This window comes from Desulfatiglans anilini DSM 4660 (assembly GCF_000422285.1).
GTDB classification, from domain to species: domain Bacteria; phylum Desulfobacterota; class DSM-4660; order Desulfatiglandales; family Desulfatiglandaceae; genus Desulfatiglans; species Desulfatiglans anilini.
In genome coordinates this window covers 1-20,599 of the sequence record NZ_AULM01000051.1, presented here as the reverse complement: position 1 = coordinate 20,599, position 20,599 = coordinate 1, and the positions used below count along the sequence as shown (strand labels likewise).

The 20,599-nt window shown below is 59.4% G+C and carries 15 protein-coding genes; all 15 read right to left on the bottom strand.

Annotation, left to right across the window (positions count from 1 at the left end; translation table 11 throughout):
• Window positions 1-294: 294 nt before the first annotated feature.
• Window positions 295-1,908 carry a type III-A CRISPR-associated RAMP protein Csm5 gene (gene csm5, locus H567_RS0119260; protein ID WP_028322639.1) on the bottom strand — a complete coding sequence of 538 codons (1,614 nt, stop codon included), beginning with the start codon at window positions 1,906-1,908 and terminating at the stop codon, window positions 295-297.
• Window positions 1,905-2,978 (bottom strand): type III-A CRISPR-associated RAMP protein Csm4, encoded by a 1,074-nt coding sequence (gene csm4 / locus H567_RS0119255; protein ID WP_028322638.1) that lies wholly within the window; start codon window positions 2,976-2,978, stop codon window positions 1,905-1,907. The genes csm5 and csm4 overlap by 4 nt, the downstream gene beginning before the upstream one ends.
• Window positions 2,979-2,990: 12 nt before the next feature.
• A complete protein-coding gene (gene csm3 / locus H567_RS0119250) occupies window positions 2,991-3,800 on the bottom strand; it encodes a type III-A CRISPR-associated RAMP protein Csm3 (RefSeq protein ID WP_028322637.1) in 810 nt (269 codons plus the stop codon).
• Window positions 3,801-3,802: 2 nt separating this feature from the next.
• A complete protein-coding gene (csm2, locus tag H567_RS26130) occupies window positions 3,803-4,249 on the bottom strand; it encodes a type III-A CRISPR-associated protein Csm2 (RefSeq protein ID WP_051185139.1) in 447 nt (148 codons plus the stop codon).
• Window positions 4,246-6,936 carry a type III-A CRISPR-associated protein Cas10/Csm1 gene (gene cas10 / locus H567_RS0119240; protein WP_028322636.1) on the bottom strand — a complete coding sequence of 897 codons (2,691 nt, stop codon included), beginning with the start codon at window positions 6,934-6,936 and terminating at the stop codon, window positions 4,246-4,248. Before cas10 ends, csm2 begins: the two co-directional genes overlap by 4 nt.
• Before the next feature lie 63 nt (window positions 6,937-6,999).
• The gene (gene cas6, locus H567_RS0119235) at window positions 7,000-8,013 is read right to left on the bottom strand and encodes a CRISPR system precrRNA processing endoribonuclease RAMP protein Cas6 (protein WP_028322635.1); all 1,014 of its coding nucleotides are present in this window, start codon (window positions 8,011-8,013) and stop codon (window positions 7,000-7,002) included.
• Between the two features lie 491 nt (window positions 8,014-8,504).
• Window positions 8,505-10,961 carry a TIGR03986 family type III CRISPR-associated RAMP protein gene (locus H567_RS0119225; RefSeq protein WP_028322634.1) on the bottom strand — a complete coding sequence of 819 codons (2,457 nt, stop codon included), beginning with the start codon at window positions 10,959-10,961 and terminating at the stop codon, window positions 8,505-8,507.
• Complete coding sequence (csx19, locus tag H567_RS29085; RefSeq protein WP_028322633.1) at window positions 10,958-11,560, bottom strand: type III-D CRISPR-associated protein Csx19; 603 nt, start codon at window positions 11,558-11,560, stop codon at window positions 10,958-10,960. The genes H567_RS0119225 and csx19 overlap by 4 nt, the downstream gene beginning before the upstream one ends.
• The gene (locus H567_RS26120; protein WP_051185138.1) at window positions 11,557-13,029 is read right to left on the bottom strand and encodes an RAMP superfamily CRISPR-associated protein; all 1,473 of its coding nucleotides are present in this window, start codon (window positions 13,027-13,029) and stop codon (window positions 11,557-11,559) included. The genes csx19 and H567_RS26120 overlap by 4 nt, the downstream gene beginning before the upstream one ends.
• Window positions 13,019-14,701, bottom strand: a complete 1,683-nt coding sequence (locus H567_RS0119210; RefSeq protein ID WP_028322632.1) for a hypothetical protein — start codon at window positions 14,699-14,701, stop codon at window positions 13,019-13,021. The genes H567_RS26120 and H567_RS0119210 overlap by 11 nt, the downstream gene beginning before the upstream one ends.
• On the bottom strand, window positions 14,698-15,339 hold the full coding sequence (locus H567_RS26115; RefSeq protein WP_051185137.1) for an RAMP superfamily CRISPR-associated protein: 642 nt from the start codon (window positions 15,337-15,339) through the stop codon (window positions 14,698-14,700). The genes H567_RS0119210 and H567_RS26115 overlap by 4 nt, the downstream gene beginning before the upstream one ends.
• Window positions 15,336-16,934, bottom strand: coding sequence for a Cas10/Cmr2 second palm domain-containing protein (locus H567_RS0119200; RefSeq protein WP_028322631.1), 1,599 nt, complete (start codon window positions 16,932-16,934; stop codon window positions 15,336-15,338). The genes H567_RS26115 and H567_RS0119200 overlap by 4 nt, the downstream gene beginning before the upstream one ends.
• Window positions 16,935-16,946: 12 nt before the next feature.
• Window positions 16,947-18,107, bottom strand: a complete 1,161-nt coding sequence (locus H567_RS0119195; RefSeq protein WP_035255342.1) for a PDDEXK family nuclease — start codon at window positions 18,105-18,107, stop codon at window positions 16,947-16,949.
• Window positions 18,108-19,235: 1,128 nt separating this feature from the next.
• Window positions 19,236-19,877: a cation efflux transmembrane domain-containing protein gene (locus tag H567_RS26110; protein ID WP_051185136.1), complete on the bottom strand. Its 642-nt coding sequence runs from the start codon at window positions 19,875-19,877 to the stop codon at window positions 19,236-19,238.
• A 111-nt stretch (window positions 19,878-19,988) separates the two neighbouring features.
• Window positions 19,989-20,351 (bottom strand): hypothetical protein, encoded by a 363-nt coding sequence (locus H567_RS0119185; RefSeq protein WP_153306279.1) that lies wholly within the window; start codon window positions 20,349-20,351, stop codon window positions 19,989-19,991.
• Between the last annotated feature and the right edge of the window lie 248 nt (window positions 20,352-20,599).

The window sequence follows — 20,599 nt, the reverse complement described above, 5'->3', positions numbered from 1 at the left end:
ACGCGCGCCCCAGGGGAGAAAACCGGGCATATCCCCCAAAAAGGGCGACCGGTTGTTTTGAAGCAGCCAAAAAACCGGAGTTTCATTGAAGTAAGATGTTGGAATTTTGGTAAATACCAAAAACCGGGCATCGATTTTCAGTGAAATTAGTGATTTTAACATGTTAAACCGCTCCTACAATTTTGTCGGGAGATGCGCGGTAAATATGGTTGAGCCCGGTGAAATTTCAACGGTTTTCTAGGATCCGAACCCCGAAGCTGATTCGGCTCGATTACCAAGCTCCGGGGTATTTTATCAGTTTTGGGGCAATATCTCCAATATATTGAATCCATTGCCAATCGGTTCGACCCGCACATCGGCGGTCACCGGTTTTTTCTTTTGAAACAGCTTCTTGTGGAGACTCTCCGGGACAATGTCACGGCTTTTCGTATAGGCCTTCTGCCCTTCGTGGTTTGCAGTCAGCGTCTGGTTGTTCGGTGTCCAGACCAGGACGGCGGCAGGCCAGAGGATCTTCTCCGGCTCGACCGGTTCTTCCGGCCCGAAATCGGCAGCCTTCTCGGGCTGGAGATCTGATGCAGCCGGCACCGGGTCTGAAGCACCCTGAGGAACCGCCAATCCATGTGGATGAGGCGGCTTGGCTGCCTGTTCGAGGGTAACCAGGGCTTCTCCTGCAAAACGTCGGTCCTCGACCGGGCGAAGAAGCACCCAGCCGAGAGGGACGCAGGGGGTTCCATCCGAAGGGCTGAGGGCCAGGCGGCGCGTCTTGGGGAAAACAGCGAACAGGTGTCTCTCGGCCTCGCCGAAAGTTTTTCCGCAGTTTTTATTGGTGCATTTGTATCTGCCCGGCCCATCCCTGCGCGGTTTTTCGCGGCCGCAGAACGGGCAGAGGATCTTCCCGAGGTTTTTCTCCCGCCTGACCGCCTCGAGGTCGCCCGGACTCATCCAGTTCCCGGTCATCCCCTTCCAGCCGCTCCCCCAGGCGAGCCGGAGGATACATTCGCCCGATGAGGAATCGAGATTTCGGATGGCCGCGGCGATTTCGGTGCAGGTCTTCGCAGCTCCCGTTCCAGCAGCGCCATAGCGCGAGAAGAACGCCTGCTCCCCTTGGGCTATGCTCAGGCTGTGACGGTTGACGGCGTCCGCGAGGTCCTGCAGGGTGCGGATACCCGGGCAGTCCGGCAACGCCCCTGCAAGCCGCGTCGTCTGCGACTGAAAAAAGGAATCCATGCCGATCCGGGCGACGAAGCAGGTCCCCGCGCGGGCCGCTTCGACAAAAACGCCCCGCGCCTCATTCCAGCTGTTTTTCGTCTTCTTGTCGCCAAAATCCTTCCACCCTGCTTGATCGGGCGATTGGAGATTGAAAAAGCGCACGTCCAGCGCCTCGAGCATCCCCTCCGGTTCGAGTCCCGGGCTGTCGCTCACCTGCAGAAAGCGGAGAAAGTCGTGGTGCGGGTCTTTTCCATCGAGCGCGTTGACGGCCCACTGAAATCCTCTAAAATCCCCTTTGGCCCTCGGCAAAGCGGACCGGTCGAGGGTCATCCAGAGGGCGGTTCTTATGGCGCCTTTCAAAGTGGTGCCTGGAAGATACGGCCGCCCATAGGCGTCTTTGATGAAGCGGCGAAGTTCAGCGGGGGAGCCGCCGCCCCTCACCGGCAAGGTGTAAGCGGCGGCAGGTTCGAGATTGTAGGCCTTCATGAACCTTTCGAGATGGAAAGACCCGTGCCCCAGTTCGCGCAGCGCAGCGTTGTTGGACCGCAGGGAGATGAGAAGCTCCTCCAGGCTGATCACCCGGAGCCCGGCGGTGGATCGCACAAAATCGAGGCCCTCCCTCAGCTCCTCGCCGTCCCCGATGTGAAGTGGCGTCAGAAGGTGCACCTCAAAGGTTTTCGTATCGCGGGGCGTGGTCATGATGCAGCCTCCATGAGTTCGGGCGGTTCGGAGCACGGAACCGCAAACGCTCTGAAATCCCGCGGGGCCGAGTGCCCGATCCGAAGGTTCAAGGTTTGCCTCAACTCAGTGATGAGCGTCTGGCCCAGCATCGGCACGATTCTTCCTTCGGGCCTGAGGGAAAAATAGGAGCCCTCGGTGAACGCCCGGATCGGAGGCCTGCCGAGGGTGGACTGATGGATCCAGCCCGAGCGCGTGGTCAATCCGTAGGCGGTTTTCACGGTCAAGCCCTGGAGATCCTCTTTGGGATCAGGGTTGTAGAGAGACATGGTGACCCACCCCTTCCCGGCCGCTGCGAAAGGCTCGAATTCCTCCTCGCTGCGCACCTCGAACGATCCCAGGCCGCTGCTCCGATCCGCCCCGAGCCCTTGATCACCCAAAAAGTTCAGGGCGGCTCGAAGGCGGGCATCTTGCCCTTTGGCAGCATCCGCCATGAAGAAAAGCCCTGCGTCCGGCGCAAAAAACTGGAGGGCGAAGAAGAAAAGCCCCTCCCCGCCTGGAATCCCCAGGCGGTCTACACTCACGCGCTGCCTCTCGCTCAGCACCCAGGGTGCCGCACCGCTGCCAAGAAGTTCGGTGCCGTGCAGCTCCGTGTTGGAGACGGCGATTCCGCCGGGAAGGAGTTCCATCTCCTCCCAGTCGATCCGTCCGCCTTGCAGCACCTGTTCGAAGAGAGGGCGCGAGAGCCACCGCACCTTCTTCAAATCCTTACGGATCTGGAGGGATCTCGCCTCGGCGTCATGCGCGTTTTTGGGTCCGTGCGGCTGCAGCCTGGCCGTCTGCCGCCAAATATTCCATGCCGGCACCGGAAAAAGCAGCGTCGATCCTGCATAGGGGAAGGCAGAACTCACCTTGAACGGCGGGTCCGAGAATACCCCCGGGGCATCTTCGGGAAACAGCGCCGCCCAGGCCAGCGCGAGGGCGACCGACAGGGTGTCCGATCGGACGAACTCCTCGGCGCTCTCCGGCTCCCCGGAGCCCCGCGAATCGACGTGCAGGGCCGAACGAAACTTCAATCTGAAGAGCTTCATACTCCCCTCCGCCTACGGGCGCCTGAGCGCCTCCGGCACCTGGACCTCCAGCGCCTCGGGTTCGAGGTTCTCGCGGTAGTGACGGGCCGTCTTGGCCGTCACCGACGCGACATCGAACTGCACCCGGCCGTAGCCCCGGCTCCCGTGGCCGCCGAGGTAATCGTCCTGGAGAAGCTGCATGCACTCGAAGAGCCACCCCAGGTACTCCTGCTCCGAGTCCTTCCCGTAAAGGTTGAGGACGAAGCTGAAACCGAAGGCCGCGCCCGCCGGGACGCGTTCGATCTGCCGCGGGTTTGCCTGGCTCGTGATCCGGTCGATGGCCACTTCGGTCTTGACCTCGGTAAGCGGCATGTCGGTGTTGCGCGCCTCCTCGAGCAGATCCGCATTCAACAGCATGGCATCACGCACCACCAGGCGCTGGGGGATGAATGCGCCCTCCTTCGGCTGACGGTCGATGGGGACGCCGAAGAGTTTTGCGGATGCCTGCCCGGAATCGGAGGCGGGTCCGGCCGATTTCAGCTTGGCCCCCGAGGCGAGATGCGGACCGAGTTCTTCCAGGCGTGTGACCTCCCGCTTCTCGCTCTTGTCGAGTTTGACGGTCATCTCCCCGCGCATCCGCTCGAATAAGCTGCGCATCTTCCCGCGCAGCGAGGAGCCGGGGATGTAAGGGTGGTTCGTCAACGGGTCGCGGACGACGATCTGATCCGCGCCGCCGATGGCCATTTCGGTCGAGTTTCCGCCGATGTGCAGCCCGGTGAGGGCCGTGATCGTCCCGGAAACGAAGAGCCGGGTCTTGAATTCGAACTGGGTGGCGTCGCTCATGATTATTTCCCTCCCTCCGCCTTGTGGTATGCGAGAATCGCCTCAAAAAAATCGAAAAATCGCTTCATTCTTTCCTCGCGGCCGTCGGCAAGATCGATGGCATGGGAAAGGCATTCGACAAGCGTCTTGAAACCGGGCACCTTGGCCCGGTCTTGAGAAGACCCCTTGTTGACCCTGCCGTCGGCATAGGCCATTTTAGGTTTGAGCAGCACCAGGCGGCCGAACATCTCTGCGATGTTGTCCTTCTTGAGCTTCATCTGTATGGTCTTAGAGGTCCCATAGATGTTCCGGATCTGGGACGTCGTGACCGAAGACCCCTCATCCACCCGGCCGTCCCGGCGCTTGGGGGTCATCCGGCCGGCGATCTGCTCGGCCACCCGGACGAGCGTCTTCGGATCGCCTTGAACGATGATGGCATCGATCTCTTTCTCGAACTCACAGGCACTCATGATTTATCTCCTTTCCGATGCAAATAATCAGCCCAACGCAGGGGCAGTTCCAGCCAGGTGTAAACAGGCAGGACCGGCCCGGCGCCTTTTTGTTCAGTGGGGAAAAGCTTCTCGGCCCAGCGGGTGATCATGCCGCCTTCATCCTTCCCATAGCGGCGCTTCAACTGGTAGGCGGTGCGCCATCTCCAGGCCTCGTAGGCGATCATGCGCCAGGCCTCGGGCTCCTTCAAGCCGCGGCGCAGCATCAACCTGCCGACGAGTCCGCGGTTGACCTCGGCCGTGCGCATGAGAAAGGAAAGAAGTCCTCTGTCCCCGGGCTTCCCGCCGGGAGGGGCGATGTCCGCCTCCAGCCAGGAGCGAATCTCACGGGCGCCCGTCACGTCCTCCCACGGAACGGCCACGTCCAGGAAGCAGAAGCCGTCCTTGTGGAGAAGATCGCCGTCCCCGGCCCAGGAACTCCGGACCGTCTTGGCCTTTTCTTCCGCCTTGCCGGCCATGAGGGCCCCCTTGTAGATGGGGAACTTCCCGCGCTGGAGCGTGATTCCGCCCGAGATGGAAAGGTCCGGGTTCCCGCAGCAGAAGGTCCTGAAATCGTCGTGGATCCGCTGGGCCAGATCCGGCAGCTGGTGCCAGGACCCGATGATGAAGAGATCGTCGCCGCCTGCGTAGACGACGCGGCACTGCCTGAACGGCTCCTCCTCGAGCAGACGCGGCACGTACCCGGAGAAAAAGTGATTCAACTGCCGTGAGAGGGTGACCATCCGCGAAATGGAGGCCATGGGCTTGCGGGCGGCCGCTCCGGTCTCCTTGTCCAGGACGACATCCCCCCAGCCCTCCTTGACATTCCCGTCCACAGTTACAGGCGAGCGCTCCGGAAATCGGAGGCCCTCGATGAAGACGGCGCCGAGGTTGTCGACGTCCATCCGCAAGACGCCGAGCCGCCTGAGGCCTTGGGATTGATCGGCGAAGTCCTCGAAATCCGGGAACTCGCCCTGCTCCGCGCCCCACCTCCCCAGGTAGAGCGCCCCCAGGCTGCAGGGAGGAAGGCTCAGGGCAGCCAATGGCCTCTCGCCGGCCTGATTCAGGAAAGCGCACTCGCCGTCGAATGCCTCCAGCCGTTTGAGCGAGGGAATCTGCTTATCGGTCAGAACGATCAGCCCCGCACCCAAACCATCGAAAGAGACCACGGCGCTTTCCTGGACACCGAGCCGTTTGGCGACCCCCGTCACACAGCCCGAATCGCCCCAGACCGTGAGGATGGCCTCGGCGGTTTTGAGACGGCCGCCCAGCTCCTGAAGCATGTTGCAGGCATCGCAGCGGCTCCTGTCCGGCGCAATATTGCGGGTCCCGCAGACCTCGCAGCTCCTGACCGGGTTGAAATCGGTCCGGGGAGCGAAGAACTCCGGGGACAGATGCTCGCGGAAGCGGGTCCGGCGGTCGCGCTCCAAAGACCGGGCGGCTTGGTCCCAGGCCTCCTGCATCCGCCCCTGGCTGAACTGGGCCCCGGTGACGTTGGCCGTGCCGAGGCCCAGGAAAACCTCTCCTTCGAAGGCCTCGAGAAGCCAGCGGTTCACCTTCGCGCGAGCGGAGCGGAGGGGCTCCTCGAGACGAGCCGGGATCAGCAGGTAGAACTTCCCCCCGGAATTGTAGAGGAGACCAGCCCTGGTCATGCCGAGCTCCCGCAGGATAAAATCGGCCGCCAGCCGGCAGAAATACTGGACATAAAACGACCGGCCGCGGAGCCCCTTGGCGGCCCCCTTGTTCGTCAGGTTGTAGATGAAGCGCTGGATCCCGGAGAAATCGCCGCAGACGAGGAGCCATTTCGGATCGTCTTTGGTTTGGATCCCCTCACGGGGGACCTCGCGTCCGGCATGCTCGAGCAGCAGGGCCTGGGCAATGGCCGCCGTGGTGCGGAGATGGTCGAAGAGACTGATGTCCGGATGGCGCACGTTGGTGGCCGCCGGGACGTTCGCTGTGTATCGTTCGAGCAGCATGAAAAGGGTCTCGAGCAAGTGGAACAATGAGATCTCGGGGCGTTGCTCCGCAAGGGCTTTCAAATCCGCGAGCAGAGCTCCCCCGAGCGCGCGGTACTCCGCCTCCATCGGCTGCTCCGACAGGAGGTGGGCCCATTCCGATGGCCGCTGGACGCCTCCCCCCGGCGCTTTACCCTCTACCAGACTCAGTTCGGAGGCGCTCAGCGGGAAAAGTCCGTCCCGGTCCGCGGTAAGGCACCTCAACGGATAGCGCAGGGTCGTGAAGGTCTTCTCGTTCCGCCCCAGAAAGACGCGCTCCAGCACCGGCTCGAGAAGGGTCCGCTGGTGGACCTTCCGGACATAGTACTGCCCCTCCTCCCTCTCGCTCGACGAAAGCCGGTCTGCGATCCGGACAACGGTCGCTTCGAGCCCGCTTTCGTCGTTGCGGTGGTGGGCGGCGCACCAGATCTTCCAGTCCTTGTGCGCAGAGGCCTTGAGGCATGAGAATTTATCCTCCAGCCAGTCGCAGAAGGCCCGCGTGTAGGCCGAGTGCAGATGTGTGTGATAGCCCTTGCCGTCCTCCCTGCACATGGACAGGTACTCGTTCTCCTTGAGCACGTCCCCCAGTTTCGGCACCGGCCCCCTTTCGAACAGCTTCCCTGTATCGTGGAGCAGGGCCGCCAGGACGATCAATCCTTGTTTTTCCTCCTGCATGGGTATCTTTCCTCCCGTTGTCACGCGATAATCGGCTGCCGCTCTGAACATGCTTTCAGGGCATCAGCCGTGGCCTTCCAGAAAAGATGGACAGGACACCCGGACCGCCCCGAGGCCCATCGCCGCGCCTTTTCCAACGTGAAGCAGCTCCGCGGCCCGCAGCCACTCCCACAGCCAGGGCGCCGGCTCCCGAAAGCGGGCGGTCCCCACAAGCCCCCCCATGGGGATCTTCTTGTGCTGGCGGTTGGAATAGCGCTGGTAGTCGTCCCACTCGAACCGGCCGTCGATGCGGCCGAGGCCGTTGCCGAACTGGGCCGTGACGCGCTGCCAAACCTCCTTGCCAAAAGGGTCCCGCTCCCCGAAAAGCGCCGCCAAGGCCTCCACTCTCCTCGCCAGGGTGGCGAAGAAGAACGGCCAGTCGATCACCCCGACATTTTTTCCCTGTTTACGGAGGCGGAGCGGCGTGAGGATATCCACCTGCAGCTCCTCGGGGACGGCCTCGGGTGGTCGCCCGAGCCAGTCTCGGAGAGCCGGCGGCGACTCGTACACCGGAACCCGCTCCAAAATCTCGACCTCACCGGGCCGTCCCGCCGGCAGGATCTCTTGAAGGGCGGACACCCTGAACCGCACCCTGGCCCTGCCGAGGCCCGATCGCTGGGCCCGCTCGAGGGCCTTCAGGATCACCGGCAGAAAGCGACTGCAGTCCCCCACCAGAGTGATCTCCAGAGAGACCGACCTTCCTGCATTGTCCCTGGTCGGCATAAGGATGTAGCCCCGCGGCGAATCCAACAGCCCCGGCAGCTCCGAGCGCTGGTCAAAGAGCAGGATCAGCGGGCAGTGGTCCCTCACGATGCACTGTTCGCAGCGCGGCCGCCCCTCGAATGGGCACACCAGATTCTGCAACTCCCAGCCCAGCACCCCGCGCCACGCGGAACCCAAATAGGCCTCCGGTTCGATCTCGCCCTCCAGCTCCGTTTGGATGCGGCACTTGAGGACGGGCAGATCCCCCGCAAGACTGGACGGCAAAAAAAGCAGAGAATCCTTCATGTTCCACTTGGATGAAAATGATGATTGCATGCAGTCAACTCCATGGTCTTGAATTAACGCAGTGAAATGACGCATCAAGACATCGATCTCCATATCAGAAGGTTGTATATCCCGTCAATTGAATCTTGACCGGCAATTTCTTCTATCTTTTTCATTTCCACATTCCGATACACTATCCATGCACCAACACGATTCAATGGGAACAAGTCAGCTCTTCCCGTTAAAATTGTTCTCATCGATGCTTTGAAATGAAAACATCGATGATTTTTTCCGAAAGTGAAAAGAATTTACAGATGCCTCAATTCAGCACCCACTTCCTGCACAAGAGGAACGGCATTTGCCGCCTGGTTTTCAAAAGAAAAGAGCATCTCCTTTGGTGATTTATAACAGGGACCTTTTGAAGAAAAGGGTCTCGCGCCCCGACGGTGACGAAAGGCCAGCTCGCTCGGCCGGTTTGCAAATCTCCGAGCACAGCCGGGATCACCGGGCCATCAAGGCTCGAGTTCGCTGTTTACTGACAGCTACGAGTGCTGAAGTTGGGGCAACCCGTTGTCCTCAGCGAGATCACGAAGAGCATAACGAGCACCCTTCCTTTCGTTGGCCACGAACCATTTGAACGACTCGCCCTCAGGATCGGGCGGGCCGGATTCCCCATCTTTGGCAACCCGTGGATAGCGCACCGGCAGGCCATCACCAAACCCACAGCAAGCCTGCAAAAAAGCCCTGATGAAGGAAAGTTGTTCAAAAGCCCCGCCGGTATCGCCATAAGCGCTGAGGACAGCCGCTTTGAAATCGTCGACAGCATTCTCCGACAAATCTTCAGTGGTCGCTTGAGGTTGCCATGAGCGATACTTTTCGCGCAACGACTCTCCTGTCAGCAAATCGCGCTGTGCGACGGATAGCCGTACACTCCCAAAACCAAGCGGTTTACCCCCGCCGAAGCGGTGGAAATGCTTTTCCGGGAGGTTCAGAAGAAACAACAACGCCCCCAGTTCAACCTTGGAGAGATTGGTGACATGAATATCGAAGTTGAAACGCGTGCCCGGCTTCACCCAGGCGAGGACCGACCGGTTTTGATCATCGCGCTGCTCTTGATCGTTTTTTTTCGGACGACGGTATTCCTGCCAAGGGCCTTGCTCGCTCTGTGTCCGGTCTCGCATGGGATTCTCCCAGTGGCCCTCCGGAAGGCCCTGGTGATGAGGGTAGACCTTGCGTCCTCTGAGCCCCTTGCCTGGCGCGTAAGCTGCGCCGATCTTGGACTGTCCGTCAGCCTGCGCTTCACCCATCGACGAGGAGGCAACATAAAACCTGCCCTGCTGCGGCTTCGGGGCAGCCAGGATCGCCAACGGCAACCCTCCGTCAGGAAACCTTTCAACGGCTTCTTCCCCACTCGATTCACAAAAGACCGGGCCCACACGCAACAGACCGCGAATTCCCGCAAGTTTACCCGGGGGCTGCTTCCGACCCGCGGCATCCCCCCTGACCCAGCCGAACACCCGGTCGGCAGGGGACAGTTCGGATTCTTTTTCCGCCGGCCTGAGCGACGGATCCAGCAGTGCCCAAGGCGAAGCTTCATACAGTTCGCGTGCGATCATGACGGGGAAAAGACCTTCAACGGCGGAAAGATCCTTTTTCATACGGGCGTAGCATAGGGTACCGTCTCGAAGTTCGCTGTCGCTTTCCCTGTAGACGTGGCGCGACCAGGCGGTCCGCCCCGGCTCGGGACCCAGGTAGGCATCAAAGTCTTCTCCCTGCCTTTTACGCCTGTCCAGATCCTCCTCATGGATTTGCTGGTAGTTTTCGATCAGTTCTCCCCATTTTGCCCGAAGCTCGTCTGTAAGGGCAAAGGGCCCGGGGCATTTGACGGAGGGATCGCGGAAGAAGACCCGTTCATCGTGTTTGCGGTTGATATTGGCGTTGGTGATGCACAGCCAACCGTGAGCTCGTTTCATTTCCTTCATCGTCTTGTGCCAAGAATGGCCACCTGCATGGCCAGAAACAGGGGTAGGTTTGACATCGGGAAGCTCTCCTCCGCTTCTCACGATGGCGCGCACCTTCCAAAATTGAAAATCTGCAACGTGTTTGGTATTTTTTTTATCCCAGCGATGATGCTGAAATAGCTCCACCCAGCATTCCACCGGGTCTGCGTGCCGGGGAAGCGAGCCGTCCGGGTATTTCAAGGCGTTATGCGTGTTTTTCCCGGGACCGCTGTATCTCGGCAGCCACGCGGCGTACTGCGCGCCGTTAGGCTTACCCTCGAGACCAACTTCCGATGCGCCAATCAGCAGACGAATTTTTCCGTTTTCGACACGGGCAGGAACCAGGCGGAGCCCCTCCGCTGCATTCATTCGATACGCGAGCCGCTTCTCGTGCTCCTTTCCAGGGAATCTGCCCAGGCGTGAGTTCGTCACGGCCTCGTATGCCGCACGAAGCATCCCTCGGATGCTCGATGAGGGGATGAGAGGCCTCCCGTCCCTGCCAAGGAGCAAGGGAAGGGTCTTGTGCTCTTTCTCCTCCTTGGAGCCTTCCGTGTCAGGGACAAGAAGAGGAGTAACCGCCTCCATCTCAACCCGGATTCGGCCTGTGAAGCGATCCGAAAACAACCGATCCTGCCTAATCGGCCCGCAATCGCCAAGATCCGGGTCATCAATGCGCCGTGGCGGTGCCGGAACGAAATTATACGGGTTGTGGAAATGACGTATTATGGCCGCCGGGCCTCCGTCTGCCTTGATTGTGGTACTTGAATGGAGTCCCCCGTCCGCCCCGCAAGGGACGAAACTGGACCCCGCTTCACGGATCTTTTTGGGCTGGCCGCCCACCCGTTCGAACTCCACTTCCTTTCCATTCATTTCTTCCAACCGTCCCATGATGGATTGGGACACCTCATTTTGGGATGGATTGAATATTTTGCCGTTGATATCGATCTGGGGCTTGCCCTTCTTGCTGAGCACAAGTTTTCCGCGTTCCAGCGCCATCATCGCACCTCCTTGAAAACGTCGATCAGGCGGCTCAAGGCCACTCGGAGCGCGCCGGTGTTTTGATCCTGTTGGAAGTAATGGCGGACCTTCAGGCGAAGGGGCCATGTCCCGTGTTCGAAATCCTTCGCAGTGCATTGCAGCGGAACGGCATGCTGGGCGCCCCCGGCCGTACCGACGAGGGTGAAGCCCTCCTTCGGGCCGTCCAGAAGGCGGTTGCCGAGGAGAATGCGGATTTCGTCGTCCGGTCGAGTGGGAGAGCCGGCATCCGCCTCTTTCTTGTCGACCGCCATGCGGCCCGAGAATCCGGTTTCGGTCCGCCAGATCATGGCCTCCTTTTCGTCTCCGAAGAGCCGGATTTGAAGGAGGTTGGAATCGGAGAGTTCCGGGCAGAGGTCCGGGAAGGCTTTTGAAGAGAGGAGCCAAGGCTGCTTCGGGTCATCGATCCGCCCCCAGGTCACGCCGTCATGGCAGTGGGCCAGAAGCCATTTGAACCCCACGCTGGCTTGGTCAGGGCGGGCGCTGCCGGCAACCCATTCAATCAGCGAGCGGCACGCTTCCTCATTCAATGGTTCGATCGAGCATCCCTGAATCGCGTTCATGATCTCACCTCCTGCGCATTGAGGATCTCGGCCTCGTGAAAGGCCCTGATTCGAGTATCGAAGAACTTTCGGGCCTCTTCTTCCACGCTCAGGTCGGAGCGGATTTCGTACTGTACATCTCCGTTCAAACGGATCCGGGCCGAGCCTTTCAAGACGCCTCGGCCCACCGAAGCCTCTCCCCCGACCGGGATGTTTCCCGAAAGCAGGTCCTTCACCAGCAGCAGGAGCAGTCCGGATTCCCCGTCGGTCGGATTGCGGAGTTCGAGCCGCACCTTCAGACTTCCTCCAACCTCTACCTGCTCATCGAAGAGCGCCCCCTGAACCACCCCGCCGGTGAACCGGTCGATGGCTATCCGGGCCTGGCGGCGAGGGTCAGAACCTTCCAGGAAGGATTCGGAGATCCGCAGCTTCGAGGCGCTGCTCCGGCCCATCTGGGCATCCGCGCGCTCGTCCTCATCGCTGCACTGCGCCCCGAATAGTCTATCGACCCACTGTTCGGCGTCGGCGGCTGATTCCCGCACCAGCCAAGCAATCCTCTGCGCTTGAGCCCTGAGGACGCCGGCCAGGCCGGTTCCCGGCAGCACGGGCCTGCCGGCGCTGCGCAGATGCACAGAGTCCGGCGCTGCGGGGTCGCAGCCCGGGCTGCGCACCAGCAGGTCCCCGGCCACTTTCAGGGCAAGGTCGACAAGTATCCGGTCCCGCTTGTCCGGGAGTTCCATCGGAATTTTGCCGGTCTGACTGGCTCGAATGGCCTTCAAAGGAGATTCATGGGACTGAACGTCATCCCGTAAAGGATTCAGATGGTCCGTCGTCAGCCAGTCGAGCCAGCCCTGCTGGGTGCTCAGATCGAAGCGCCGGGCCCTCCAGTGGCCGGCCTCGATCGATCCCATCCCGCGTGAACGCCTCATGCCGAGAGCGATATCCCCGCTGTCCAGCCCGTCCAGCGCCGTGACCAGCCGGCCGAGCTGCGCCGGTTCGGATGCCGAATCCTCGATGATCAGGTCGACCCGGAGAGGAAAAACGGTTCCGGCCGGGAGCACCTCAAAATCAAATTTCTTGTGCGGCTTCGCCGTTCCGGTGGCCGAATCGATCGCCACTCCGTCGCGGATCTCGACCGTCATGCCCTCCGGCACCTCTCCCAGGGAATCGAAGACGATCAACGGGCTTTGGGCGCCCTCATCCTTCTGCCGCTCAACGCCGAAGAGGCCGGCGACCTCTCGATCTTCGTCCGAACGGTATCCCCCGTAAACGTCGGCCAGGTGGCCGCGCAAGGCCCCGGCCAAAGAGGCCCCGGGAAGCAGAGGCCTGCCGTCTTTCGCATCGCGCAGGACCGCCATGTCGACAGCCGAATCGCCCTCCCCGCCGAAGTGGCTGGCCGTTTTGAGCCTCATGCGAGCGGTGACCACCCAGCGGGCCGTCATGGCTCGAACATCGCCCCTCTCCCCCGAATCCGTGGTCTTATCTTTCATCACCGACCTCCTCAGCCTTGTTCCGAAGCGCCAGAGCGGCCAGCACGGAATCGATCAGCCTGGCCGACAGCTCGCCCGTCCGCGCCTCTATGAAACGCATCGCCGATTCCTCGGAAACGATGTGCCACTTTTGGGCCAGGACATCCGCATGGAGCCATTCAAGTATGTTCCCTCCACTTCCAGCCTCCAGAATCCATTCGGCGAGGCTCTTCCCGTCATTCATGACGCAGCGCTCCAGCTTCTGCATGGCGGGCCGCTTGAGGCGCTCCGCCTCCCGCTCCCCGTTCAGCCATCGCCTCAAGGTGTCGAGCGCGTCGGAGGGCGCACCTCGCAAAGGAGTCCGCAGCCGGCCGATCAGGCTGTTGCTGATTGCAACCGTCTTTTCAGGGGAGGGAAGGAATCCAGCCGCCGATTCTTCAATCTCTCGCACGATTTGGTTCCGCAATATTCCCGCCTCGATTGCGGCAACCAGGGGGGGCGGCTGACCGCCGGCCTTGACCGCTGCGGCCTCATTCGGCCTGCTCAGGCGGAAATTCGTCGATAGGGGTTTATCGAGAAACACAAAACGACCGTACCCCTCCTCCTTCCCTTCCCCCAGACCGTCGTCTTCGATCCGATGGCTCTCGGAGGCCTCGATCCGCTGCTTCGCTTCGAACACAAAGACCGACCCGGCTGCGACCGCCATGGCTTGGGGCACCTCCAGCCGCCACTTCCGGTTGAAACCGCCGGTTCCTTCAAAGGACCAACGCCTGCGCAGCAGCGTCGCCCGGTCCCCGAAAAGCCCGCCGATCAACTCCACCAGCGCGGCAGGATCTATTTGGCCGGTAGCCGGATCCCTCACGATGCAGGCCGAGGTGAGAAGCAAGCGGAACTGCTGCCCCGGTCGCACATCGCCGGTCAAGGGGCGCATTCCCTCGCAGCCGGGCCCATAGGCCTCGCGCCCGCGGGCATCCCCCCACTCGACCGTCGCCATGCCGCCGTACCCCGCCCTTCGGGAACGGCCCACCAGGATCGAACCGCCGAGCAGTCCTTTGATGCGGTTTTCGGTCCGCAGCAGTTCCTCTTCGTCTTCGCCCTTTAGCTGGACGATCCCCTGAAACGCCTGGCCGGCATCCAGGGATTCAAACGAGAAGATCGCCCCGTACGTTCGACCCTGCCGGTCTTTCCAGGCCCGCCCTTTTGCGCGGTCGCGCTGGTGGTGCAGGCGGGCGTTCAATTTCGGCTGGATGAGGGTGGGCTGAGCCGCGCCGATGGTGAGAAATCCCGCATCCAACGGGGTCAGCTGCGCATCGGGCCAGGAATCCATTGCCTCTTCATCTGAAGGCGTCTCGTCCTCAAAGGCGGCAAGATCGATGGCCGACACGGGGTTGTCGGTATCCGCAGCGTCCTTCTGCCGCCGCAAAGAAACAGGGACGGGCAGCGCACGCCGGTCTTCGAAGCAAGGGTAGGCATTCAGGTAGCGCACCTTTCCGCTCAGAATGAGGTCATGAAACTCCTGTCGTCTGGAATTGTCGGCGCCCGGATCGCCCAGGGCTGCCGCGACCGCTCCACGCACGGCCGCACCCGGGATGAAAGGCAGGCACGAGGAACTGTTGGGGTCACCGCCCAAAGCGGTGACGATCGCCGGGGAGTTCAGGGTCAGGGTGTAGGATAGGTATCGATGACGATTCATGCCCGTTCTCCTTTCGCCGCGTGCCTGGTTTTCTCGAGGTCCCCGTCCAGGGTCAGCCGAATATGCCCGCGGCCGCGATTCCGGCCAAGCCCCGCATGGCGGGTCGCCAGGCAGGACAGGGCGAGGCAGCGAATCTCGGCAGGGGTGGGTTTTTCCATCCAGTAGAGGGGTGCCTGCAGCTCGAGGCCCCGGACCACTGCGCGGAGCGAGCGAAGCGTGGTCTTGGCGGGCGCTCCCGTGGCGCGGTCCTCGGAGGTCTGCCGTCGGATAACCGTCAGCGCCTCCAGGACCGCCATCGGTGAAATCAGGCTGTCTTTCCGGGTCTCCGCCGCTTCGATCCACCGGCGGGTCTCTCCGTCCAGCGTCGCATCTCCGATCCGTACGATGCAGCGCTCGCCAAAATCAGCCTCGGTGCCGAAAACCCGGCCCCACGACAATGACAATTCCGGGAAGCATCCTGAGAACTCCATGGAAAGCCACGAATCGCGCAGCAGTCCACGCAGGGTCTTTCCGCCGAGGAACGGCAGCCCCAGTTCGTCATGCTCAACCTCCACATCGACCGCCCCGGCAGTGCCCTCGCCCCGGCTGAAGGCGGCATCCGAAAGGAGTTCTATCTGAATGAAATGATCTTGACTCATCGCTTATCCTCCTGCTTTCCGCGCGCATGAGCGGTTGGTTCGAGCATAAGGTGCAGATCGAGCAACTCCACGGCGTCCAGGAGCGGCGTGCGGCTCTTCACGAAAAAGCCGTCTTCGGCGATCCCCTGCGGCAGGCTGAGCCGCTTGTTCACCGCTCGCCAGGCAGTCATGGCCCTCCTTACTGCGTCTGGTCCTTCCCGGACCAGCTCGGCCAGGGCCTTCGCCTTGCTCCTCCGCCCGCACCAGGCTTTTCCTCTGAGGCCTTCGTCGGTGTCACCCAGAAGGGTCTTGGACAGCCAGCGCCAAGTCCCCGAGTCCTCCTTTGTTGACCCCAGAAGTAAAGGCCGGCAGGTCAATCGACATTCATCGATGCAGTATTGCCTTTCCCGGATCCGCTCCACCCCCTGCCCGGGGCGCGGCATCCCGATGTGCCAATCCAGGGCGCAGCCGCAAAATCCTTCATCTTCCTCTTTCTTTTTCCGCATCTTTTTGGCTGAAGCGCAGAGTCCTTCGGCCAGTCGATACGCCTTGGCGAAGGGCGTGTGGACGCGGACAACGGCCACCCCTGCACAGGCGGAGATTTCTCCGAGGTGGGGCAATTCCACGCCTTCAAAGGCGCTCAAGACCGTTTCGGCCAGGTCCAGGGCGATGCGCCCGTCGCACACAAAGGTGAGATCGTCCCCGCCCAAAACGATGGGGCGCAAGGGAAGCATCCACCCGCCCTCGCTTGGCTTGAGTTCGATTTCCAGCCTCGACGGCGTCCCGGTTACCCAGCGGGATTTTAGCTTATTCTGCGCTCCGTTTCTCTCTTCGGAGCTTTGGCAGATCCGCTCCACCAAGGCGCAAAGGGCATCTTGCCCCAGTTGGTCGATCGCCTGCGACCACTCGCGGTATTCCCGGCGTACGGTGTCGTCGTCCACCTGGTGCTTGGACTTCTGAATAAGCCAGCCTTTGATCTTTTCACCTACGCCGTTTCCGTCGGCATGCACCACCCCGATGAGGCTCGTGTCGCCGAGGGTTCGGCCGAGGTCATCCAGTTCAGTCGGGAAGGCGAATCCCTCTAGGCCTTCCAGGTATGGCGACCAGTGCCGGTTGGCCTCATCCCTCCTCTTGCGGCGCTGTAAGACCGAGTTGGACAGCGGGACACCCTTGTCGGCCTGATCGAAGCCAACTGCAGGCAAGCCGGTCTCTCCGCAAGCCGCGGTCACCGAAAGCCCCAAAAGAGGTGCGGAGGGCAGCCTCGCCGTCTTCCTCCGCGCGAGATCGATCTGAATCTCCTGGAGTGCGCGGGCTAAACCCCCCGCTTGGAATGCCTTGTGGACCACGGCGATCTCCAGCCCGGGCACCTCGTCATTCAGGCGGCGTGTATAGCGGGCGGTGAATCCCTGCGCCTTCCCCATGGAGTCGAATTCGAGAAGAGCATTGCCTCCCCCCGCCAGAAGGATGTCCCTTTCAGGAACCAGGTTCTCCAATGCGCCGCTGCTGGAGGTGCTCCAATCCACCAGGTAGGACCCGGTCACCACATCCCGCAGACGATTCGAGGAAAAGATGAAGCGCTGCACACCAAGCAGGTCGATTGCGGTCAAAACGCGCATGAAGTGTTCCTCCTATGAATCGAGCCATTGTTGAAGGTATCTCGTATTGGGGCGGCCATCGGTCCCCGCCCATTCCTTCACATCATCGAGGCCGAACACCTGCGGCGTGTTGGGCGCACTCCAGATGTCGTCGACATCCTCTCGCAGTTGAGCTATGTACAAGCCCTTTGGATCGCTGCCGTGAAGCAGACAGACCAGGGCGGATCGAGCCAGATCCCCTCCCAGTTGACGGGCGCGCATGGCCACCTCGAAAAGCTTGGATTTGCAAAGCTTCATTGTTGCATCCGTGGTGCAGGAGATCACGTACAGCCGGTGCCCTCGAACAACGGCCACGTCGATCTCGAACTGGCGGCCGCCGGGCATCCTGCAGTCGACGCCGAGCGCGATTTCCGAATCGGCGGCAACATTCTTCACCAATCCCCTGCACCATCGCTCCAACCATACGCCCCCTAGGAAATCGCACCATTTTTTAAAGGTGTCCTTGTTCCAGTCCGCCTCTGGAAAATGCAGAACACTTAAACCTTCTAACAAACCGCTGAGATCAACCGGCTGTTCTTTGGCTTTGCTGATCGAAACTAGATTTCTTTCCTCTCGATGGAGACCATGCAGCTTTTCGGCAAGATCAGGGCGGTTGAGCACCTTCGCTGCGATGATTCCCGCATCGGCATCCGTGGGAGATTGACCAGCATTGTCCCTTTTGGAAAGACGCTCGATCCCGTGCAGTTGAAGGATGTCGTCTATGGACATATCGACCGCTCGTTTCGATAAATCGATCTCATAGCCGGTATCGAACCGAAGGACTCCCTTCCTTTCATCCAGGTAGGAAGCCTGGTCATCCCTGCCGCCCGCATCCTTGAAGGCCATGCGGGCATGAGCGGCCATGATCTTGGTGCCGCCCGTGTAGTGCAAATGCGCCCCTTGAGGCAATGACGCAAATGCGGCCCTCACCTGAGCGGCGTTTGTAGCCTCCCGGATGCAGACCTCCTCTAGAATCAGTTTTTCCTGCCTTTTCTTGAGGCCTTTCGAAAGCGAGTCTTTGACGCTCTCGGTTTCCGGGCTGTAAAAAAGATGGATAACGCGCGGATCGAGGACAAGTGCGGCCAGATAGTTCGGCAGGGGATTGGAACCTACCAGCAAGAGAAGATGGTCCACGGTCGTGAATTGATCTGCCATCAGATGCACTCCTTTCATTGTCGGAAAAAACATTGCTCTCGAAAAAACACGTTCTTGTTCCCTCAGAAGAAGGCGCAAGTCTGCCGACGGATTTTTACTTGCCAGCCCACTGAATCCGGGGTGTCAATTCAGGCCGTTTCAGGCGGCGCACAAAAAAATGATCCCACCTGTCCTTCATCCCCTTTCGTTTTTCTGCTGCTGGATTGAAACGGCCCTATGTCAGGAATTTTCAAATACATGAAAAGGGTGAATAAAATTTACTGAATATTCTGAAAAGATTTGTTCATAATCGCCCGCATAAATCCATTGTTCGATCGCTTTGCTCCAGCCGCTCCGTGACCGGTCTGAAGGAGCCGGTGCATGCACCTTTTATTAAGCCCATTCGATGGTTGCTATAATCGAGCCGCTATTATGGAACGGTTTTTCTGTGCGAAAAGACCAAAAGACTTCGGACCTCGAGTTCATTCTGGGCTGCTGTGCAGGAAGCGGCCACGGTCAGGATTCCTGCGGTACGAATGTTAATCATTCTTCTATCCACGCCCCGATGCGGGAGACGGCTCCGGCAAACGATGTTTCGCATCGGGGGAAACTCCTTCAATGCCCATTGCCACTGCTATGACAGCTCGAGGTTGGACGACCAGCCATAATTTGGCGTCATGTTCAAGCAAACTTCAAATAACGGACGGAGAGTAAGTAGTGTTCTCTTGATGGACATTCATTTGTCCCTTTATACCTGTCTGCTTCCAGAGTCAATATTTTGAAAGCTGGATGCCCCACAAAAAGGGGCGTTTTTCCGCTCCGGGCTCGGAACAATCCATACCTCTACATGTCCAGAATCTTGACGCGAAAGCCGATCTTTTGACCGAATCCTATCCCATAGTTTTGACAGATGCGGTCAAAGGGGAGACTATTTTTCGTCAGGGCGAGATAATTTGCAGACTCGGCGGGTGGAGAGTAACGGATCGGCGGATTTGGAGGGTATCAAGGAATTTTGGCCGATCTTCTACGGCCATTTCAAAAACGCCAAAGCACATGAAACTTATATCAATTCGGCGCTTGATAACGATTCATGTAAAATTAAAAATCTTTCAAAAAAATGCCATAATATATTTGAATGATTATACATATTTATTTTATGCATTTTTCTGAACCTGTGCAGGAACAGGTTTCCGCCCCTGTTTGATCGTCCCTTGCCTCTTTCATTATGCGGAGGCCGCCACGCAGCACGACGGCTGAAATACCAAGACCAATGATTAGATCAGGATATCGGCTGCCGATAGCCCAGACCAAAACTCCGGAAAGGATGACACCGATGTTGGCGATGACGTCGTTCGTCGAAAAGATCACGGATGCACGCATGTGAACTCCGCCATCACGGTGTCTGGAGATGAGCGCCAGGCATATCGAATTTGCGATCAAGGCCATGGCGCCGACCCCTATCATCAGGATGCTGACGGGTTCACTTCCGAAAATGAATCGCCGCAGGACGTCGAAGAAAACCAAAAAAGCCAGAATCGATTGGACCATGCCGCTGATCTTGGCGGCGGCGCCCTTTAACGAGGCGCTCTTGCCAACAGCATAAAGGCTGATCGAATACACGGAGGCATCCGCGAACATGTCTAACGAATCGGCTACAAGCCCGGTGGATTCCGCTATCAAACCCAGTACCAGTTCAAAAACAAACATAAAGGCGTTGATGGCTAGAAGAATCAGGAGGGTTCTCTTCTCCCGGGCATTGGTAACGTTGATTTCACATTCGCATCCCGACATCAAAATACCTCCTACAACAAGCCCTCATCTCTATACGGCAAAACGCTGTTACAAAGCATTTATGTTTCAATCCATGGAGCGCTGCCATTTCTATCAAGATGGGCACGTTTATCAAACATGCTTTTGAAATAAAATGGCTTCATCTCTTTGGTCATGGTCATACATCTCTGACAGACAAGAATGAAAATCTTTGGTCTCCACTGTTTTGTTCTTTGTCGGTATGGTCAACCTGCGAAAATGTGGTTCGATGAGCGACAGAAATTGTGCTACAGTCACACCACTCACATTTTTCAGATGATGTGGCAAAAATTCAATCGCGAGCAATTTGGCTTTTGAAAGTATCCTTTGCATCCCCTGTAGAGCGCGGCTTAGAAACCTGAAAATCAGGTAATGCAGAAAAAGCATCGAGAGAACAGTGCCAACCACGACAGCCGCAACAGCCGCATACCCTTGGGGCAGTGAATCGCGGGTCATTTTCTCCTGGTTCGCCAAGAGCCATTTGCCGACTCGGGGGCTGACATCTGGGGCGGCTTCGAGGGCAGAGGCGCATCGCACATCCCTTTACGTAATCATCTCCTGCAATTTCAACGCATTCTGAACCGCATATCCCGCTTCATCATTGTCAAAATCACTGCTGTCCAAATTAGCCGGGGATTCAAACTCCACCCCCTGAAAACATTGGGATTTTAGAGCAGATTTGGCGGATTTGGAAACCAGGTTGT